Below are 13,264 nucleotides of genomic sequence, written 5' to 3' on the forward strand. Positions count from 1 at the left end.
CGCGCCCCAGGGCGAACGACGAGGCCCCCGGCCCGCGCGAGCGGAACCGGGGGCCTCGCGCCGTCCCGCCGGGAGGTTCAGCTCTCGTCGACGAGGCGGGCCTTCACCTCGCGGCGCAGCACCTTGCCGATCATGTTCGTCGGCAGCTCGTCGATGACGACGATCCGCTTCGGCACCTTGTACGGAGTCAGCGCCTCCCGGACCACGGCCCGGGCGTGGGCCTCGTCGAAGTCCGCGCCGGGCTCGAGGACGACGGCCGCGGCGACGATCTCGCCGCTGCGCGCGTCGGGCAGTCCCACGACGGCCGCGTCGTGCACGGACGGGAGCCGGCGCAGCACCTCCTCCACCTCGGACGGCGAGACGTTGAAGCCGCCGGTGATGATCAGCTCCTTGATGCGGTCGACGAGGCTGACGAAGCCGTCCTCGTCGATCGTGGCGATGTCGCCCGTGCGGAACCAGCCCTCGCTCGTGAACGCGTCGGCGGTCTCCTCGGGCTTGCGGTGGTAGCCGCGGAACACCTGCGGTCCGCGCACGATCAGCTCGCCCTGCTCCCCGGGGGCGACGTCGACGGTCGAATTCTCGGGATCGACGATGCGGACGTCCGTCCCGGGCAACGGCAGACCCACGGTGCCTGCACGGCGCGAGGTGCTGACGGGATTGGCCATGAGCACCGGAGAGGTCTCCGACAGTCCGTACCCCTCGACGAGCGTGCCGCCGGTCTGCTCCTCGAAGCGGGCGACCAGCGACGGGTCGAGCGGCATCGCGCCCGAGATCGCGATCTCGATGCCCTGCAGCGAGACGCCCTTCTCCCGGGCCCGGGCGGCCAGGCGCTCGGCGATCGGGGGAACGGCGGGGAGGAACGTCGCCGGGTGCTTCCGCACGACCTTCAGCACGAGGTCCGGGTCGAACTTGGGGAACAGCACGAGGCGCGCCCCCATGCTCATCGCGAACGTGAGGCAGAGGGTGAGCCCGTAGGCGTGGAACATGGGCAGGACCGCGTAGACGACGCAGTCGCCCCGACGCACCTGCGGCACCCATGCGCGCGACTGCGCCGCGTTGGCGGTGAGGTTGCGGTGGGTGAGCTCGGCACCCTTGGGCGTTCCGGTGGTGCCGCTCGTGTACTGGATCACCGCGAGGTCGTCTGCAGTGGGCCGGGGATGGGCGGGATCGATCCTGCGGCGGAGCAGGGAGTCCCACTCCACGGCGCCGCGCACGCGTCCGGTCAGCGCGGCCCGCGATTCCCGTGCCTTGCGGATCGGCAGGCGGAGAGCCGCGCGCATCGGAGCGGGCATGGCGCGCGTGAGGTCGACCGCGACCACGGTCTCGACCCCGAGGTCGGCGGGCAGCTCCTGCACCAGGGGCGCCACGCGGTCCCACGCGATGGCGACGCGGGCTCCATGGTCCTCGAACTGGTGGCGCAGCTCCCGCGGCGTGTAGAGCGGGTTGTGCTCCACGACGACAGCCCCCAGCCGGAGGACCGCGTAGAAGGCGATCACGTGCTGAGGGCAGTTGGGCAGGATGAGCGCGACCGGATCGCCCTCGCGGACGCCGAGTCGGCGCAGACCCTCCGCGACGCGCTCCACGTCGTCGGCCAGCTGCGCGTAGCTGGTGGACCGGCCGAAGAACTCGAGGGCCACCTTCTCGGGATAGCGCTCGGCCGACTCCGTGACGATGTCGAGGAGCGAGCCCTCGGGAGGCTCCAGCTCGGTCGGCACGCCGGGTGCGTAGCTCCGGATCCAGGGACGGGGCGCGTGGCTGCTCACCCGCACCACTCTAGGTGCACGGGCCGGCGCCGCCCCGAGGGCGGACGCCGGCCCGGAGTGGTCAGGCGGTCTGCGCGACGGCGTCCTCGATGGGCACGTCGCCCGAGACCAGCTCCCAGGTCCGCCCGATCGAGGACGGCTGCTCGAGGACGGCGACCACGACGGCGGCGACGTCCTCGCGGGGGATGCTGCCGCGCTCGACCTCCTCGCCCAGCGCGATGCGGCCGGTGCCCTCGTCGGTCGTGAGTCCGCCGGGCCGGAGGATCGTCCAGTCGAGGTCGGTGGCCTTCAGCGCGGTGTCGGCGTCGCGCTTGGCCTCGACGTAGGCGCGCCAGACCTCCTCGGTGTCGTCCGCGAGCGGCTCGTCCACTCCGATCGCGCTGATCTGCACGAAGCGGCGGATCCCGGCGGCGGCGGCGGCCTCCTGGCTGAGGACCGAGGCGCCGAAGTCGACGGTGCGCTTGCGCTCGATGCCCGAGTCCGGGCCGGCGCCGGCCGAGAAGACGAGGGCGTCGACGCCCTCGAGCAGTGCGGCGAACTCCTCCGGTGTCGAGCTCTCGAGGTCGTGCACGAGCGGCTCGCCGCCCAGGCGCACGATGTCCTCGGCGTGCTCGGGATTGCGGATCACTCCGACGGACTCGTGCCCGGCGTCGTACAGCAGGTGCAGGATCTGCTGCCCGACCTTGCCGTGGGCTCCGATGACGGCGACGCGTGTCATGGTCGTTCCTCTCCTCGTCGGGGCGCTGGGCCCCTCTCCTCGTCCGCGCGAGCGGTGGTCCCCTCATCCTGCCCGCGGCGGATGGGAGCGGCGTTCAGGCTGCGAGGCGGTCGTCGCGCCCGGTGATCGCGAGCAGGCGGCGCTGCAGCGGCGCGTCCTCGCCGACGGGCACCGGCGCGGCGAACAGCCCACTGGCCCGCAGGGTGTCCTCCTGCGGGGCGAAGAGCTCCCAGACGGCCGCGACGAGCTCCTCGTCGAGGGTCTCGTCCGCCCCGGTCGCGCGCGCCAGGTCCCACGTGTGGATCGTGACGTCCGAGACCTGCTCCCGGACCAGCTCGAGCGCCGTGACGGAGTCGCGTCCGAGGCGCAGGACCGCGTCGGGGTGGGCGGACGCGGCGGAGGCGCGCGCGTCGGCGGTGACGCGGGTCCACTCGCTGCGGAGATCGCTGGCGACGGGCTCCAGGCGGATCGGGGACTCGTCCCCGCCGGACAGGAGCGTGTGCGCCCGCTGCTGCTCGCGGACCACGTGCAGCACCAGCGCGCGGGTGTCCCACTCGGTGTCGGGAGTCGGGGCGGACCAGTCCTCGACGGCGGCCAGGCGGCTCTCGAAGGCGGCGTGGGCGCGCTGCTGGAGGTCGAGCCAGCGGCTCATCTCGGTGGCGGTGGGGGAGGCGGGCTCGTGCGTCATGTCTTCTCCGGAGCGTCGTCGTCGGTGCTCGGGACAACCGGCGGCGGCCCCGCGCCATTCCCTCGGAGCGGTCGCCGACCGCTCGGGTCCACGATGTCGGGGGTGCGTGCGAGCATGGCAGGAGGGAACGGCGCAGCGGGCAGGACGGTACGTGAGCAAACAGGACGGCAGCGGGCGGCAGGTCACGATCGAGCCCGTCGACGACCCGGGCGCCAGCATCATGCACATCGACATGGATGCGTTCTTCGCGTCGGTCGAGCTCCTCGAGCGTCCCGATCTCCGCGGCCGCCCGGTGATCGTCGGGCACATCGGCTCGCGGTCCGTCGTGACGGCGGCGACCTACGAGGCGCGTCGGTTCGGGGTGAACTCCGCGATGCCGATGGCCGTCGCCCTCCGCAAGTGCCCGCACGCGGTGGTCCTCGAACCGCACATGGACCGCTACCGCGAGGCGTCGCGTCGCGTGATGGCGATCTTCGACTCCTTCACCCCGCTGGTCGAGCGCCTGAGCATCGACGAGGCCTTCCTCGACGTGGCCGGTGCCCGCCGGATCTCCGGCTCGCCCTTCGCGATCGGCACCGCGATCCGCGAGCGGGTGCACTCCGAGCTCGGGTTGACCTGCTCCGTCGGCATCGCGAGCACCAAGTTCGTCGCCAAGCTCGCCTCCGGCCGCTCCAAGCCCGACGGCCTCCTGGTCGTCCCCTCCGACGGCGTGCGCGAGTTCCTCGACCCGCTCCCCGTGAGCGCGCTCTGGGGCGTCGGAGCGAGCACCGAGGAGGCGCTGCTCAAGCGCGGACTGCGGACGGTCGCCGACGTCGCCTCGACCCCGCTGCCCGTGCTGATCGGCTCGCTCGGCGACGCGACCGGGCGTCGGCTGCACGCCCTCTCGAACGGAGTCGACCCGCGGCCGGTCGACACCCGCCAGGTCGAGAAGAGCGCGGGTCACGAGATCACCTTCGCCGACGACGTCGCCGATCCCGAACTGGTGCGTCGGGAGCTGCTGCGACTGTGCGACAAGGTGGCGGTGCGCCTGCGCCGCTCGGGCGTGCGGTGCCGCACGGTCGCCGTCAAGGTCCGCTTCGGCGACTTCAGCACGCTCACCCGGTCCCGCACGCTGCCCGAGGCCACCGACGTGGCGCGGGTGCTCTACGAGGCCTCGTCCGCACTGCTCGAGGCGGCGAACCCCCTGCGCCGACCGGTCCGCCTGATCGGCGTGCGCGGCGAGCAGCTCGTCGACGGCGACGAGGTCGCCTTCTCGCTCTGGAACGACTCCGACGACTGGCGCGACGCCGAGCTCGCGGTCGACGGAGTCGCGGCGCGGTTCGGGTCGGGGGCCGTGCGTCCCGCATCGCTGCTGTCCCGCTCGGCACCGGAGTCGGCGAAGGGGATCGACCTCAGCGACAGCCTCGCTACGCGGAGCCGATCGTCAGACTGACGGGCCGGTGGTCCGACCCGTTCGGCGGCAGCACCTCCACGGTCGAGGCGGGGACGCCGTCGGCGAGAGCGTGATCGAGGCTCACGAGCGGGAGCAGCGCGGGCCACGTGGCGGGGAAGCCGATCCCCGAGGTCCGCACGAGTGCTGCCTGCTCGAGGACCGGGGCGAGGAGGTGGTCGTCGGGAGCCGTGTTGAAGTCGCCGATCACCAGGGTGCGCTCCGACTCGTCCTGAGCGAGGACGTCCGCCAGTCCGCCGAGCATCACGTCCCGCTCCTCGTGGTCGCCGAGGCGGAACGAGGCCAGGTGGACGACGAAGAGCCGGGTCGAGCCGACCGTCGTCCCGATGTCGACCGCGAGGGCGCGGTCCCAGCCCAACCCGAGGTCGAGCGGCTCCGCGTTCGACAGCTCCTCCCGGCTCCACACGCCGACGGTGCCGACGACGAAGGAGTGCGGGTAGGTCCCGGACAGCTCCGCGTCCACCGCGTCGCGCGCGTCGCCGTCGAGCTCCTGGAGAGCGATCACGTCGGGCTCCCGCGAGGCGAGCTCGAGGGCCAGGGCACCCGCGTCCGCACTCGCGGCGATGTTCTGGCTGACGACGGTGAAGGATCCCGAGCGCACGAGGGGGCCGGGCACGGCCACCGGCAGCACGAGCACGCCGTAGACGGTCGCGAGCACAGTGGCAGCGGCCCCCGCGGCGCGCGAGCGCAGGCCGACGGCCGCGGTGATCAGCAGGAGGACGACGAGGCCGGTCCACGGGATCGCGGTCTCGAGCACGGAGAGCCAGCCCGCCGACTCCGGCAGCAGCCGATGGACGGCGAGGAACGCCGCGAGCACGGCGCTCGCACCCACGACGACGGCCGCCCGGAGAGGGTGACGTCGGCGGGGGCGCTGCGGCATCCGTCGAGTATGACCGCTGCCCCGGTGACCGGGGTGGGGGAGTCCTGAGCGAGCCCGCGCGGCGGTTGTCCCCCCGTCGAGCCCGGGAGTAGCGTTCGGGCATGCCCAACATCGCCGTGTCCCTGGCCGACAAAGTCACCTCCGCGGGAGCCGCGACGATCTACGGGGAGCCCGTGGACGTCGACGGCGCCACGATGGTGCCCGTCGCACTCCGCTGGTTCGGCTTCGGCGGCGGCAGCGGCTCCGAGGAGGGCCAGGAGGGCGGCGGCGGTGGTGGCGGCGGTGCCGTCGTCCCGATCGGGGCCTACATCAAGGACGACCTCGGACTGCGCTTCCAGCCCAACATCGTGTCGGTCCTGGCCGTGGGCATCCCCTTCGTCTGGGTCACCGGCAAGGCTCTCGCCCGTCTCGTCCGCGCACTCAAGAAGTAGGCGGTCGCGCCGTCCTCAGCGCAGGCGCTGAGCGGCGTCGTGGTCCTCAGCGAAGGCGCTGAGCGGCGTCCTGGTCCTCAGCGCATGCGCTGAGGGCGAGCGGTGAACCACTTCTTCTGCGTGCGGCCGAATCCGACGATCAGTCGCTCGGCGTCGCCCGGGTGTCGCGGATCGTAGACGACGGCGACCGGCTCACCGGCCATCCAGGCGTCTCCCCGACGCTGGGGGACCTTCAGGGCGCGTCGCTCCTCGCCGTTCTCGAGGCGGTACGAGACGAGCAGCCGCCCGGCATGGCTGCCGCGTGCGCCCGGCATCGATGCGCCGTCGGGGAGCACGCGCCCCTGCACGCGCGTCCCGGAGCCCAGCAGCTCGCGCCGGATGCGCCGACGCCTCTGCCACAGGAGCGCGTGGAGCAGGACCAGCAGCACGACGGCGAGAACGACGACCACCGACCACGACATGCTGTCTATGATTGCTGACGAACACGGGAGTCCGGTGCACCGGACTGAGAGGAAGGCACGCAGCCTTCGACCGTCGAACCTGATCTGGGTCATGCCAGCGAAGGAACGTTTCGATCTCCTCTTCCTACCCGTGCCCTCCATTCGCTTCCACGAAAGGGCACGTCAGTGCAGAACTCCACCCTTCCCACCACCCGGCGCCGCGATCTCCGCTGGCGCGTCGTCGACATCGTCGTGGCGAGCGTCGTCGCCGTCGCGAGCGGCATCGTCTTCTGGGCCTGGGGCCTCGCGACCAACGTCCTCGGCCTCGCCTTCGAGTTCCTCCCCGGACTCGGCGGGATCCTCGGCGGCGGCTGGCTCTTCGCCGGCGTCCTGGGCGGCCTCATCATCCGCAAGCCCGGTGCCGCGCTCTACACCGAGCTGGTCGCCGCGGTCGTCTCCGCGCTGATCGGCACCCAGTGGGGCTACCTGGTCCTGCTGTCCGGACTGGTCCAGGGACTGGGCGCCGAGCTCATCTTCGCGCTCTTCCTGTACCGCAGCGGTCGGCCGATCGTGGCGCTGCTCGCCGGCGCCGGTGCGGGTCTCGCCCTCGCGATCAACGACCTGATCGTCTGGTACGCGGGTGTGGACGGACTCTTCGCCACCGTCTACATCGTCTCCTCGATCGTGTCCGGCATCGTCCTCGCGGGGCTCCTGCCCTGGCTCGCCGTCCGTGGACTGGCCGCTTCCGGCGCCCTCGACCGCTTCGCCTCGGGGCGCGAGGGCAGGGTGATCGATGCAGCCGGCGCGGGCGCTCGATGAGCGGTGCCGCCGTCTCGGCGCGCGGCTGGAGCTGGCGGCACGCCGGGCGCTCGCGGTCGGCCGTGTCCGGGCTCGACCTCGAGATCGGGCCGGGGGAGCGCGTGCTGCTCCTCGGCCCCTCCGGTGCGGGCAAGAGCACTCTGCTGCACGCTCTCGCCGGAGTCCTCGGCGGCGAGGAGGACGGCGCGTCGGCCGGTGAGCTGACCCTCGACGGCGAGTCCCCCCTCCGGCGCCGCGGGGTGGCGGGTCTGGTGCTGCAGGATCCGGACACCCAGGCCGTGCTGGCGCGGGTGGGCGACGATGTCGGCTTCGCGTGCGAGAACCTCGGCGTCCCCGCGGCCGAGATCCCGGAGCGCGTGCGGCAGGCTCTCGAGGACGTCGGGCTCGACGTGCCGCTCGACCGCTCGACATCGGCTCTGTCGGGCGGGCAGAAGCAGCGGCTCGCCCTCGCGGGCGTGCTGGCCATGCGACCGAGGCTCCTCCTGCTGGACGAGCCGACGGCCAACCTCGATCCGGTCGGCGTCCGCGAGGTGCGCGACGCCGTCGAGCGGAGCACGGAGGGCTCGGGAGCGACCCTCGTCGTCGTCGAGCACCGCGTGGACGTCTGGATCGACCTCGTCGACCGGGTCGTGGTGCTGGGTGCGGACGGAACCGTGATCGCCGACGGCGCCCCCGCGACCGTGCTCGTCGACGCGCGCGAGGTGCTCGTCACGGCGGGGGTCTGGCTGCCGGGGGAGGTCCCGGCGCGCCGCCACGGCCCGGAGGGATCCACCGCGGCCGCGTTGCGCACCTCCGCCCTCGCGCTGGCGCGTCCGGTCTTCGGCGTGCGCCGTCCGCCCCTGATCGCCTCCGGACTCGATCTCGAGATCGCCGAGGGGCGGGTCACCGCCGTGCTGGGCCCCAACGGAGCGGGGAAGTCGACGCTCGCACTCACGCTCGCCGGACTCCTGCCGCCCGCCGACGGGGAGGTCGTCGCCTCGGACGCGGTGCGTGCCGGAGCGTCACGGCACCCGCACCGCTGGCGCTCCGCCGAGCTCGCCGACCGCGTCGCGATGGTCTTCCAGGAGCCCGAGCACCAGTTCCTGACGGCGCGGGTGCGGCAGGAGCTGCACCTGGGCACGCGGAACGCGTCGGAGCGCGCCCGGGCCGACGCGATGCTCGACCGGCTCGGGCTGTCGACCCTGGCCGATGCCAACCCCTTCACCCTCTCCGGGGGCGAGAAGCGCCGGCTCGCCGTCGCCTCCGCCCTGGTGCGCCGCCCCGCGGTCGTCGTCCTCGACGAGCCGACCTTCGGCCAGGACCGCCGCACCTGGGACGTGGTGATCGACCTGCTGGCCGAGCTCCGCACCGAGGGCCGCGCGATCCTCGCCGTCACCCACGACGAGCACCTCGTGAGCGCCCTGGCCGACGCCGTCGTGCCGCTCGGTGCTCAGGAAGGAGTCCCGCGATGACGCTCCTCACGGCGCTCCCCGCCCGGGGGCGGATCGCTCGAGCGAATCCCGTCGCGAAGCTGCTCGCGAGCCTCGTGATCGCGGTCGTCCTCGTCCTCACCCTCGACTCGGTGTCGGCCGCGACCGCTCTGGCGCTCGAGCTGCTGGTCCTGCCCTTCGCGGGGCTGCGCCTCGGCGATCTCCTCCGCCGCACCGCGCCGGTGCTGATCGCCGCGCCCCTCGCGGGCATGACCACCGTCCTCTACGGTCGCGACAGCGGAGCCCTCCTAGCGGAGTTCCTGTTCGTGAGCGTCACCGAGGGGTCGCTGGCGCTCGGAGGGGCCATCACCCTGCGCGTGCTCGCGATCGGTCTGCCCAGCGTGGTGCTGATCGCGACCACCGACCCGACCGACCTCGCGGACGGTCTCGCACAGATCCTCCGCCTCCCCTCGCGCTTCGTGCTCGGCGGTCTGGCGGGCATGCGACTGGTCGGCCTGCTCGTCGAGGACTGGAGGACCCTGTCGATGGCTCGTCGCGCGCGCGGAGTGGCCGACGGGCGTGGACCGGTGCACGCCCTGCGGAGCCTCGCCGGCCGGACGTTCTCCCTCCTGGTGCTCGCCATCCGGCGGGGGAGCAGGCTGGCGACGGCGATGGAGGCGAAGGGCTTCGGAGCGCAGACGCCCCGGACCTGGGCCCGGGTGTCCCGCTTCGGCGGCGGAGACGTGCTGCTGGTCCTGGGCGGAGTGGTGATCGCCGGACTCTCCGTGACCGCGGCGCTGGTCGCCGGCACCTGGAGCTTCGTGCTCCGTGGCTGAGCGCCTGACGACGACGACCGCGCGGGCGCTCGCGCGGCGTCTCGTGGACAGGCGCGCTCGGACCGTCCTCGTCGACGGCCCGAGCGGCTCGGGCAAGTCGACCTTCGCCCAGGACCTTCTCGGGCAGCTGCGAGCGGTGCCCGGGGCGCCCGACTCGGTGCTGGTGCGGATGGACGACCTCTACCCGGGATGGTCGGGGTTGGAGCGAGCCGTCGACGACGTCGCCCGTCGGCTCGTCCGCCCGCACGCGCTCCACGGAGGAGGGCGGTGGCGGCCCTGGAACTGGGCGAGCGGGACGTCCGGCGGGCCGGTGCAGGTGCGCGAGCGGCTCCTCCTCGTGGAGGGCTGCGGTACCGCGTCCACGGCGAGCAGGGCCGTCGCCGACCTGACCCTCTGGATCGAGACGGACGACGTCGAGCGGCGACGCCGTGCGCTCCGCCGCGACGGTGCGCTCTTCGAGGCGCACTGGGACGAGTGGGACGAGCAGTTCCGGCGCTACCGCGAGCGCGAGCGGCCGCACGAGGGTGCCGACCTGATCCTGGACAGCAGCGGCTGATCCCGCTCGGTCAGGCCCAGCCGAGCTCGTGCAGCCGGTCGTCGTCGATGCCGTAGAAGTGCGCGATCTCGTGGACGAGCGTCACGTGGATCTCGTCGCGCAACTCGTCCAGGGTCGCGCACGCGGCGAGGTGCGGCTCGCGGAACAGCACGATGCGGTCCGGCATCTCGCCGAAGCCGTAGCGCTCGCGCTCGGTGAGGGCGACTCCGTCGTAGACGCCGAGGAGATCGAGGGACCCGTCCTCGGGGCGGTCCTCCACCACGAACACCACGTTCTCGAGTCCGTCGACCATGTCGTCCGGCAGGGCGTCGAGCTCGGCGACCACGAGGCTCTCGAACGCGTCCTCGTCCAGATCGAGCATCGGCGCCTCCTGCTGAAGAAGAAAGGGCCCGGAGTCGATGACTCCGGGCCCTCCTGGGGTGAGTAACGGGGCTCGAACCCGCGACCTCCTAGACCACAACCAGGCGCTCTGCCAACTGAGCTATACCCACCAGGACGGTGTTCCGAGAGGGTGTCCCTCTCGAAGCAACTGTACGAGACTACTACATCCGAGAGGCGAACTCGTCCACGACGGCGGCCGAGACGGCCTGCACGTCGGCGGTGGTCGGGCCGGGCTCGGCCACGAAGGCCGCCTTGCGGTAGTAGCGGAGCTCCCTAATGCTCTCGAGGATGTCGGCGAGGGCGCGGTGACCGCCGTGCTTCTTCGGCGCGTTGAAGTAGATCCGCGGGTACCAGCGGCGGGCGAGCTCCTTGATCGTCGACACGTCGACATTGCGGTAGTGCAGGTGCCCGTCGAGCCGCGGCATGAACTTGGCGAGGAACGCGCGGTCGGTGCCGATGGTGTTGCCGGCGAGCGGGGCGTGCTGCTCGCTCGGCACGTGCTTGAGGACGTACTCGAGCACCTGGTACTCGGCCTCGGCCACGCTCATCCCGGAGGGGATCTCCTCGAGCAGGCCCGAGGTCCGGTGCATGGTGCGGACGAAGTCGCCCATGCTCTCCAGCGCGGACGCGTCGGGCTTGATGACGATCGAGAGGCCCTCGTCGAGGGGCTCGAGGTCGAAGTCGGTGACGACGACGGCGATCTCGACGAGCTCGTCGACCGAGAGGTCGAGTCCCGTCATCTCGCAGTCGATCCACACAAGACGGTCGGGGGCGCTACTCATGCCGGGAAGTCTATCCGCGGGCGCCGACACGGCGGCCTCGAGCGCCTCGTAGGATCGACTCCCGTGATGACGCTCGTCTGCTGGATCCTGATCGCCAACGCCGTGTGGAACGCGGTGGTCTGGCCGCCGTTCCTCCGTCGGGTCCGCAAGGATCCGCGTGCGCGCGACGCCTCGGGGCGCGCGACGACGTTCCTCCGCGTCCACACGGTCCTCATCGGCGTCTCGCTGCTCCTGGCTGCGATCTCTCTCGTGGTCGGCGTCATCGGACTCGTCCAGGGCTGACCCGCTCCGCGTCGCTCGCGGTCCTCGTGGGCGACCCCGGGTACTCTGGAGGACGGACGCCCCCGTAGCTCAGCGGATAGAGCAGGAGCCTTCTAATCTCTTGGCCGCAGGTTCGATTCCTGCCGGGGGCACATCATCCGGGTCCGAGAACTTTCGAGCGGCGATCGCTCGAAGAGTCCGCGTCCCCGTGCGGTCTCGGCCGCGGCCCGACGGCCGCCCGCGTCCCGTGCTGCCGGGTGCGGCCACTCCTGCCCCCTGAAGGGTGGCGTGAAGTCCACTTCGCGCTCTAACACACTGCGATTTCCGGGGCAACATCGGCGTGTTTTCGAGGTTTGACCGTTCTGCTTGTCTGGGGACACCTAGTCTGGGGGTGTCCGGAATTACAACGACGTAACGAACGGAGGTACGACCATGCTGCTCCTCGCCATTCTCGCTGGAATCGCGGTTGCGTGGACGATCATCGCGGCGCCCCTCGCCGTACTGGTCGGCCGGGTTGCGCGTGCACGTGACGCGCACAGCTGAAGACGTATGACCCGCACCAAGGAAAGGGCCCCGACCGCATCAGCGGTCGGGGCCCTTTCTGCAGGACGGGCGGTCAGTCCGCCGGACGCGCGGTGGCGGTGTTGCGGGCCTCGTCCGGACGGTCGTCGTCTGCGGGCACCACGGCGGTCGGTGCAGCGGACTCCTGCTCGCGCTCGACCGGCGGGAGCTCCTCGACCGGGCGCTCGCGGGAGGGGACGTCGAGGCGGTCGACATCGGCCAGAAGTCGGCGCGTTTCGTCGTTCGCGGCGTTCTCGGACGCGGGCGGCAGGACGATCGTGGGCGGCGTGACCGGACGCTGGTAGTCGGTGGCGCCCTCCGTCGATCCGACGATCACGGGACCGGCCGGAGTGGTCCTCTCGGGCTCCGGCGCCGCCGTACGGGTCGACGAGGGCGCGCCCGCGGCCTCTCCCTTCGGAGCCTCGCCCTTCGACGTCTCGCCCTTCGAGGTCTCCGAGAAGCGCCAGCGCTCGAGGTCCGCGAGGAACGCCTTCCGCGCCCGCCCGGGCTTGTCGCGCCACAGGACGAGACGATCGCGGAACTCGCCCACGCTCGCCTGGGTCTGGTAGCCGCCCGTCGCGGAGGAGTGCTTGAGATCGGCGAGTTCGTGGGCGGCCCAGTTGGCCGCGACTCCGGAGCCCTTGATGGGGAGCAGGCGCAGATGCGTCTCGGCCTGGGCCGACGCGCGGTCGCTCAGGATGCGCTCCGACTGGCTGAGCACGTTCCAGGCGGAGGCGTCCACGGCGGCATCGATGAGAGTCGCGATGACCGCGTTCTTGCGCTCGTGCTCCTGCTGCCGGATCAACCTGGCGATGGACGCCCGGAAGACGGCCGCCGTGATGACCACTCCGATCACCACCGCGAGCAGGATGATCGCGGCGAGGAACACCGACCGGTGCCCGTCCGTCGTCTGGATCCAGTTCACGAATTCGTTCCACCACTGCATGTGCCGAACGTTAGCCCGACCCTGCAACGGCGGGCCATCGCCGCGCCGACCGCCCGCCGATCGGCCGGATCATGCGACCCGGAAGACCTCGATCGCGTCATCGACGCTCCAGAACTCGCCCAGCTGGGCGCCGGCGGGCATCCCCGCTCGCAGCAGTCGCGCGCGGTACTTCTCGCCCTGCGGATCGTCGACCAGCTCGATGTGGCCGACGATCGCGCCGGAGGCGGTGCTCACCCGCCAGAGGCGCCCGTTCACCCGGGTCAGCCTCGGGGGAGTGCGGGTCGCGTGCAGAGTGGACAGGGACATCGGTTCCTCCTGCTCGGATCGGGGAGCACCCACCGGC

At 72.2% G+C, this 13,264-nt stretch carries 16 protein-coding genes, 2 tRNA genes and 1 riboswitch; of the genes, 8 read left to right on the forward strand and 10 right to left on the reverse strand.

Annotated elements, in window-relative coordinates; translation table 11 throughout:
* Positions 1-77 precede the first annotated feature (77 nt).
* The 3 genes from IOC53_RS10660 to IOC53_RS10670 form a co-directional block, all read right to left on the reverse strand.
* Entirely contained in the window at positions 78-1,763 is a 1,686-nt protein-coding gene (locus IOC53_RS10660; protein WP_207405552.1) for a long-chain-fatty-acid--CoA ligase, read from the reverse strand.
* A gap of 61 nt (positions 1,764-1,824) precedes the next feature.
* The gene (locus IOC53_RS10665) at positions 1,825-2,481 is read right to left on the reverse strand and encodes an SDR family oxidoreductase (RefSeq protein ID WP_207405554.1); all 657 of its coding nucleotides are present in this window, start codon (positions 2,479-2,481) and stop codon (positions 1,825-1,827) included.
* 94 nt (positions 2,482-2,575) lie between these two features.
* Positions 2,576-3,169, reverse strand: a complete 594-nt coding sequence (locus tag IOC53_RS10670) for a TIGR03086 family metal-binding protein (protein WP_207405556.1) — start codon at positions 3,167-3,169, stop codon at positions 2,576-2,578.
* A 151-nt stretch (positions 3,170-3,320) separates the two neighbouring features.
* On the opposite strand from IOC53_RS10670, the gene dinB reads away from it, so the two are divergent.
* The gene (gene dinB, locus IOC53_RS10675) at positions 3,321-4,601 is read left to right on the forward strand and encodes a DNA polymerase IV (protein WP_207405557.1); all 1,281 of its coding nucleotides are present in this window, start codon (positions 3,321-3,323) and stop codon (positions 4,599-4,601) included.
* Here the strand turns inward: dinB and IOC53_RS10680 are convergent.
* Positions 4,576-5,499: an endonuclease/exonuclease/phosphatase family protein gene (locus IOC53_RS10680; RefSeq protein WP_207405559.1), complete on the reverse strand. Its 924-nt coding sequence runs from the start codon at positions 5,497-5,499 to the stop codon at positions 4,576-4,578. The genes dinB and IOC53_RS10680 overlap by 26 nt on opposite strands.
* A 101-nt stretch (positions 5,500-5,600) precedes the next feature.
* Here IOC53_RS10680 and IOC53_RS10685 point away from each other — a divergent pair, with 101 nt between their 5' ends.
* Positions 5,601-5,930, forward strand: a complete 330-nt coding sequence (locus IOC53_RS10685) for a hypothetical protein (protein ID WP_207405561.1) — start codon at positions 5,601-5,603, stop codon at positions 5,928-5,930.
* A 77-nt stretch (positions 5,931-6,007) separates the two neighbouring features.
* Here the strand turns inward: IOC53_RS10685 and IOC53_RS10690 are convergent, their stop codons facing one another.
* On the reverse strand, positions 6,008-6,391 hold the full coding sequence (locus tag IOC53_RS10690) for a DUF3592 domain-containing protein (protein ID WP_207405563.1): 384 nt from the start codon (positions 6,389-6,391) through the stop codon (positions 6,008-6,010).
* A gap of 14 nt (positions 6,392-6,405) precedes the next feature.
* Positions 6,406-6,514: riboswitch (TPP riboswitch) on the forward strand.
* Positions 6,515-6,556: 42 nt separating this feature from the next.
* Between IOC53_RS10690 and IOC53_RS10695 the strand changes: the two genes are divergently transcribed.
* The 4 genes from IOC53_RS10695 to IOC53_RS10710 are packed head-to-tail and all read left to right on the forward strand — an operon-like array spanning position 6,557 to position 9,990.
* Positions 6,557-7,189: an ECF transporter S component gene (locus IOC53_RS10695; RefSeq protein ID WP_207405565.1), complete on the forward strand. Its 633-nt coding sequence runs from the start codon at positions 6,557-6,559 to the stop codon at positions 7,187-7,189.
* Positions 7,186-8,640, forward strand: a complete 1,455-nt coding sequence (locus IOC53_RS10700) for an ABC transporter ATP-binding protein (protein ID WP_207405567.1) — start codon at positions 7,186-7,188, stop codon at positions 8,638-8,640. The genes IOC53_RS10695 and IOC53_RS10700 overlap by 4 nt, the downstream gene beginning before the upstream one ends.
* Entirely contained in the window at positions 8,637-9,434 is a 798-nt protein-coding gene (locus tag IOC53_RS10705) for an energy-coupling factor transporter transmembrane protein EcfT (protein WP_207405569.1), read from the forward strand. Before IOC53_RS10700 ends, IOC53_RS10705 begins: the two co-directional genes overlap by 4 nt.
* Positions 9,427-9,990 (forward strand): ATP-binding protein, encoded by a 564-nt coding sequence (locus IOC53_RS10710; protein WP_207405571.1) that lies wholly within the window; start codon positions 9,427-9,429, stop codon positions 9,988-9,990. Before IOC53_RS10705 ends, IOC53_RS10710 begins: the two co-directional genes overlap by 8 nt.
* A gap of 10 nt (positions 9,991-10,000) precedes the next feature.
* Here IOC53_RS10710 and IOC53_RS10715 read toward each other — a convergent pair whose 3' ends face one another.
* The 3 genes from IOC53_RS10715 to orn form a co-directional block, all read right to left on the reverse strand.
* Positions 10,001-10,351: a metallopeptidase family protein gene (locus tag IOC53_RS10715; protein WP_207405573.1), complete on the reverse strand. Its 351-nt coding sequence runs from the start codon at positions 10,349-10,351 to the stop codon at positions 10,001-10,003.
* Positions 10,352-10,405: 54 nt separating this feature from the next.
* Positions 10,406-10,481, reverse strand: a tRNA-His gene (locus IOC53_RS10720).
* Between the two features lie 51 nt (positions 10,482-10,532).
* A complete protein-coding gene (orn, locus tag IOC53_RS10725; protein WP_207405575.1) occupies positions 10,533-11,153 on the reverse strand; it encodes an oligoribonuclease in 621 nt (206 codons plus the stop codon).
* 66 nt (positions 11,154-11,219) lie between these two features.
* Here orn and IOC53_RS10730 point away from each other — a divergent pair, with 66 nt between their 5' ends.
* On the forward strand, positions 11,220-11,435 hold the full coding sequence (locus IOC53_RS10730; protein WP_374070676.1) for an SCO4848 family membrane protein: 216 nt from the start codon (positions 11,220-11,222) through the stop codon (positions 11,433-11,435).
* A 58-nt stretch (positions 11,436-11,493) separates the two neighbouring features.
* Positions 11,494-11,566, forward strand: a tRNA-Arg gene (locus tag IOC53_RS10735).
* A gap of 464 nt (positions 11,567-12,030) precedes the next feature.
* Here the strand turns inward: IOC53_RS10735 and IOC53_RS10740 are convergent.
* Both IOC53_RS10740 and IOC53_RS10745 read right to left on the reverse strand, forming a co-directional pair.
* The gene (locus IOC53_RS10740) at positions 12,031-12,921 is read right to left on the reverse strand and encodes a hypothetical protein (RefSeq protein ID WP_207405580.1); all 891 of its coding nucleotides are present in this window, start codon (positions 12,919-12,921) and stop codon (positions 12,031-12,033) included.
* A 69-nt stretch (positions 12,922-12,990) separates the two neighbouring features.
* Entirely contained in the window at positions 12,991-13,227 is a 237-nt protein-coding gene (locus IOC53_RS10745; RefSeq protein ID WP_207405581.1) for a hypothetical protein, read from the reverse strand.
* Positions 13,228-13,264 lie beyond the last annotated feature (37 nt).

Origin of the sequence: Rathayibacter sp. SD072, from assembly GCF_017355185.1 — a bacterium.
In the GTDB taxonomy this organism is placed as follows: Bacteria; Actinomycetota; Actinomycetes; order Actinomycetales; family Microbacteriaceae; genus Rathayibacter.